Source organism: Pseudomonadota bacterium (genome assembly GCA_026388315.1).
In the GTDB taxonomy this organism is placed as follows: Bacteria; Desulfobacterota; Syntrophorhabdia; order Syntrophorhabdales; family Syntrophorhabdaceae; genus MWEV01.
In genome coordinates this window covers 1-5,337 of the sequence record JAPLKA010000022.1, presented here as the reverse complement: position 1 = coordinate 5,337, position 5,337 = coordinate 1, and the positions used below count along the sequence as shown (strand labels likewise).

General features: G+C 43.1%; 6 protein-coding genes. All 6 read right to left on the bottom strand.

Features of this window, described 5'->3' with window-relative positions:
- Positions 1 to 209: 209 nt before the first annotated feature.
- On the bottom strand, positions 210 to 665 hold the full coding sequence (locus NTX75_02030; protein MCX5815007.1) for a DUF126 domain-containing protein: 456 nt from the start codon (positions 663 to 665) through the stop codon (positions 210 to 212).
- A 20-nt stretch (positions 666 to 685) separates the two neighbouring features.
- Complete coding sequence (locus tag NTX75_02025) at positions 686 to 1,591, bottom strand: aconitase X (protein ID MCX5815006.1); 906 nt, start codon at positions 1,589 to 1,591, stop codon at positions 686 to 688.
- 23 nt (positions 1,592 to 1,614) lie between these two features.
- Entirely contained in the window at positions 1,615 to 2,286 is a 672-nt protein-coding gene (locus tag NTX75_02020) for a DUF3313 domain-containing protein (GenBank protein ID MCX5815005.1), read from the bottom strand.
- A 104-nt stretch (positions 2,287 to 2,390) separates the two neighbouring features.
- Complete coding sequence (locus NTX75_02015) at positions 2,391 to 2,996, bottom strand: molybdopterin-dependent oxidoreductase (GenBank protein ID MCX5815004.1); 606 nt, start codon at positions 2,994 to 2,996, stop codon at positions 2,391 to 2,393.
- Between the two features lie 771 nt (positions 2,997 to 3,767).
- Entirely contained in the window at positions 3,768 to 4,406 is a 639-nt protein-coding gene (locus NTX75_02010; GenBank protein ID MCX5815003.1) for a hypothetical protein, read from the bottom strand.
- Positions 4,407 to 4,555: 149 nt separating this feature from the next.
- The coding region (locus NTX75_02005) for a tetratricopeptide repeat protein (GenBank protein ID MCX5815002.1) at positions 4,556 to 5,337 on the bottom strand (782 nt) is incomplete at its 5' end.

Sequence of the window (5,337 nt, the reverse complement as noted above, 5' to 3'; positions counted from 1 at the left end):
TGGAGAAATAACGGGGGATGTCACGGCCAGTGAACAGGTCATATTAAAAGACACATCCGTGCATGTAGGCAACATTACCACAAGAAATATTTTAATTGAGAACGGTTCTATTTTTAACGGTTCCTGTTCAACGAAAAGAGAACGATAGACAATTTTAGCTTCTGCTGATGGAGTAAACCACCATCGACATTGTCAGTGGTGGTTTACTATTAAAAAGTTCCTTTAATCGGGCCGTCTTCGTACCAGATTTCTCCGGTCGTTCCATTCACGTAGATCATGGTATTGTTTGTTACAAGACTGCTAAAATCCTTTTCCAGTCTATCAACGAGCGGTATGGTAATCCCGTATAAAAGACGGGCCATGATGAGGGCTGTGGCAATAATGGGCTCTGTTTCAAGATTTATGATAGCAGCCGGGCCATTACCCTGCCGTATCGTTTCCAGAAACCATGCCGAACCAGTCGTAGAACCTTTGCCATAAGGAAAAACAAGGACCCTGCCCTTAATGTTTTCTCTCAGCATATCAGAGCGTATATCAATGACATTGCCTGTTTTCGGTTCTACCCCATGGGCAAACATAAAGGGAGAATGACTCACAAGCGCCCTGCCCTCACCGTATCCAGGGGTTACGCCCCTCCCTTTTATCACTTCACATTTATCCTTCATGTACCTTGTCTCATCGTAAATTACCCCTGATTTGTTGCAGCAAGGATACACCCATCGGTATCTCTGTAGGTAATCGTAACATCATGCTCTGAAGGGACAACAAGGGCGCACTTTGCCGAATTAGTCATAACATGAGAGAATCCCCACACCTTTACCGGAGAAATTGTGGCACAGGTTTTCGTCGAAAACCATATACCGGCCTTTTCAAGGGGATCGACCAAGCCAAGGGTTTTCCCATGGTTGTAGACTTCTTCTGTAAGATAAATCCAGAAATGGACGCCAGATATTACCTTTTTCCCCTGCATCTTCTTGTAAATAACCTTGAGTTCTTCCATGGAGAGGAGGGGACAACCGAGCGTTATCATGTCAACCTTTGCACCGGCTTCGGCCGTGCTTATGCCCTCTTCCATCTCCTGAATATCTTTCCGTGCAACAGCAAAGCTCTCTTCAGGTGCATAACCACCAAACGGGTCTCCCAGGCATGCTTCGGGTGTAATTCCGATCATATGATAAAGCGCCACAGAACCGGCCGAAGCAGCCCCGGCACCGAACATTTTGAGCTGATCGTTGGTTACACTTGTCGGTATCCCATTAATGACAGGTATACGGGAACCGGATTTCCTCCCCGCAATAGCCCCCAGCGTGTGATAATCAAGGTCTGACAGGTTCTCCGCCTTAACCTCAAAAAGGACGGAGCCCCTTCTGTTCTCATCAAGATAGAGACCGAACTCGGGTATTTTTCCTGTAATAGCAGCACAAATGTCCAGACCAAAGGGGGTACGGTTAGTTCTGGCACCGATAACGGAATTCGCGTATGCTACTGCCGAAGATTCTACCCATGCGATTTTTTGACCAAACCGCGGTACGTTGAGAGACAGGTAAGGGGTGCATGACCAGGAAGGAATAACACCTAATTTCTTAACCAGGCTACAGGGGAAAATAGCTTCTTTTATTTTTTACCAACTCCTTGGATTCTATCAACGGTTTCAATGAATTTTTCCGCTATTTCAGTGATCGCCGTTTTTGCAGCATCAAGGCCGGTAAAAACAGCGGTAACATCCATTGCATTAGGCCCCCTCTTTGTGAGGAATGCATAGAGAAGGGTATTTGTCTCCGAGTCAAAAAACTCTCCGGCAAAGGTCACCGATCCGGTGAAGGACCCCTGCATGCCGGCAGCGCTTTTTCCAAGGTTCAATGCAAGAGCCACAGGGATAATTCTTGTCATAACCGCTAATGCCGGCCTGGTTAATTCAAAACCAGCCAGTGTAAGCTTAATGCGGAGCGCGCCTGGACCAGGTTTCTCCACAATTTCATATTTACCCTGTAAAACACGGGTAAACTCGCTCTTCATAAAATCAGCAACTGTATTAATATCTTTCAGGGACACACCGCTGAAACCGGCATCCTGTCCTTGATAGATTTCAACAGGATCGAAAAGGAATTTGATGTATTTTTTCGCACCCACACCCTCTTTTTTGAATATCAATGTTTCAGGGGCGCTTGCCTGAGGCTGTAACTGGGATGATGACTCCAGACCGGGGTATTTTTTCGGCTCATCTGCATAGCCCGTTCCAAAGGCTATCAGGGACAAAAGTATTACAATAAATATTACTTTTTTCATGTTTATCAACCTCCTGCAATGAATAATCATAGTAATCCTATACCATATTTTGGTAATCGAATAAACAGTATATACAAAGATAGATGCTGGATACTTGCATTTTATCATTCGTCGAGGAAGGTGATAACCTCACCATCCTGAATTGGCCGGACCCGCCCGCCCTGATTCATATCGCGCACTTTTCCTGCTGTTATGAAGGCATCGTCCGCATAGCCACGCTGTTCCCAGAATCCGGAAATATAACGGTCCATCAGTTCAATCTTAACCACACTCTTCGCCGACTTATAACCCCACAGATACGGACAGAAACCCCTTACCGGCCCCCCATAGTCCTCTTCCAGGTATTCCCCATCGAACTCATAGGCAAGGAGGGTTTTCTCCTTGATGGCAATTTCGAGGGGAATCGATGTGTCATATATCTTCTTTATCGACCAGAAACGGATACATTTTACATCAGGAGAAGCCTTGACGGCATCCAGCATATCAGACATCCTTACACCACCCCATCTGCCTTTAACTGAGAACCGTGTAACACTCGTTAGGCGGGCATCAGCAATCGTCTTTGGCATTGAAACAAGCTCCTGCCAGGTAAATGTTTTTGGATTTTCGCAGAGTCCACTTACCTCGATGGTCCAGCCCTCACGGTCAAGAACACCGGGATAACCTTCGGCCCAGAAAACAGGCGTATTCAGTTCCTTCAATCTGCTCATGATATCTCCTTTCCCCTTCCAACCATTCCGTGTTAAAAGAAGATTTTTCATTTACTATAAACTATAAACTTGAAACTATAAAATACCTTATTTCAATGGGTTAGTTTGGTCCGACCACAATCCCTAACACACAAAGCTCACTGGCCGGGGTGGAACGCAAGAGTGTTGACGTCCAGTACGGTACTCTGTCGGGCCAGGGTAAAATGGTATTAAACCCGCTTTGGTGGATCTTTCACCCCCATCAAAATCGCCGACGCTGTTGTTGCTCCGGAACATTGCTACACATACAAACAAACGAACTAATGAACCTTGAAAAGTATTTATTACTGGTTGAAAGTAAGCATGGTTAATGAAAGCTTGTACGATTGGTTCTACTGTTGTTCTGACAATTTCATTTTTATCTTCTTTTGCCATTTCTTTAACAGTTTTAGCCTGAACCAAGCCGATATTTTTTGTGATCAAGGGGTAAGGTTTGGGAAGGTAGTATGGTATACCCGTCTCGCTGCTTCTTATAGTGGAAGCATAGCCGAAAATTTAAGGCATCGCAAGAACTATAAATCACCTTACTACGAAATTGTTGGTCTCCTCATCTCTGCCACCACTTTTCCAAGTTTTTCACTTTTTCTTGTTTAACAGCTCCATCCCGGGTAATGATTGCTTTATTCCCTTCTGTTAATGAAATGCTTTTGTTGAGATCTTGTTCAGGAACAAAAATGTGAGACAACAAACTTTAATAGTTTCATTTTCATTTCTCCTACCACTTTTCTTTATTTATTGCGGTATGCAATTAATTTTCTGAACATGATCTACAAAATCCACATGACTTATATTCTTAGCATCTTCCTGACAAGCCTTAAATGCTTTATCATAGGAGTCATGCTTTCCAAAATAAACGCCATCATTTAAGTAATGTCTGCCTTCTGTAGTAAATGCAATATTCCAGTAAAAAACATAAGTTATTTCTTCTTCGTGCGGCAATTTCGTGCCTTTTCCAGGGCATACAGGCGCCCTATCAGCAGCCAAACATTTGCAGTTCGGATTATCGAGTTGTTTTAATGCCTTATTGCAATCAACCGGCGGCGCTCCCTCGTCAAAATAAGTCGGCAAAGTCAGTTCTGTATTGTCTTTAGCTGAGGATTCTTTTGTTTCCTCTGGCAGGTTTAGTTGTTTTGCAAGCGTAGCGCTCACGCTTGCTTTAGCCAGTTCTGCTTTACTTTTTCTCTTTTCGGCCTCCTGTTTCAGTATCTCATTTTTTCTCTTTGCCTCTTGTGCTGTTGTTAACGCCTGACGCGCAATAGTTTCAGCCTGCGCATTACCTTTTTGTTGTGCCTGTCTTATAATGTCTTCAGATTTTCTTATAGTGCTTTCAGATTTCTGAATCTCACGCTCGCATTTCTGAATATCTGCCACTGAATTGTCCTTCATTCTTTCCAGCTTAAATATCACGCCAAGCAGCCAGTTATTCTTCTGTACATCGGAATCCTGTGCGTAAGCGATACCACAAAAGATTAACAGAAGGAGAACCGATAGAACATACATACCTGTTTTCCCCTTGCCTATCATTTACCTTTCTCCATCATAAATTCCCATTTGTAAATCTCGTCCTTTACCTGGCGAGTGTTTGGCGCATCGGGATAAAGGTCAAGATAGATGTTCATATATCTTTTAGCTGAATTGTAGTTTTTCAGTTCTCCATATACAAGGGCTTTGTTGTAATAGAGTTGTGGAGAAAATGGTGCTATCTTTATAGCAGAATTGAATTCATTTAGTGATTCTTCAAATTTTCCATCTTTTAGCAAAACTTCTGCTCTTAAAACATACTTTCTTGCCTCTTCTGGGAGTTCCGTAAGATAAGGATTCTTTTTAATCAGCACTACAACATGATTTCTTACCTCTTTTACATCTCTGTCATCAGCAATCTTTAATATTTCTGCATATTCTTTGAGGACTTCTCTGTATTGACCCTTTGCCTCAAAGGATTTGGCAGACTCTTTCCTGACATTGACATAAGGCTTTAGAGATTCTAAAAGGGCTTTTTTGTAGCTTTGATGCGTGGCGCTTCGGGCAGCTAAATAATCTTCCGGAATTGAGCTGTAAATCTCAACCGCCTTTTTCATATCTCCAAGTTTTGCCTGGGCTGTTGCCTCAAGTATGCGGTCAAAAGGACTATTTTTTATGGTTGATAAGATATTTAAGGCATCGTTATATTGACCTTTATCAATATACGCGATACTCATAGCGCTCTTTGCCCACCTGTCATTCGGATCAAGGGAATATGCCTTTTCGGCATCTTTAAAGGCATATTCAAGATTGCCTTTTTCTCTGTAGGCAAGGCTTCTTA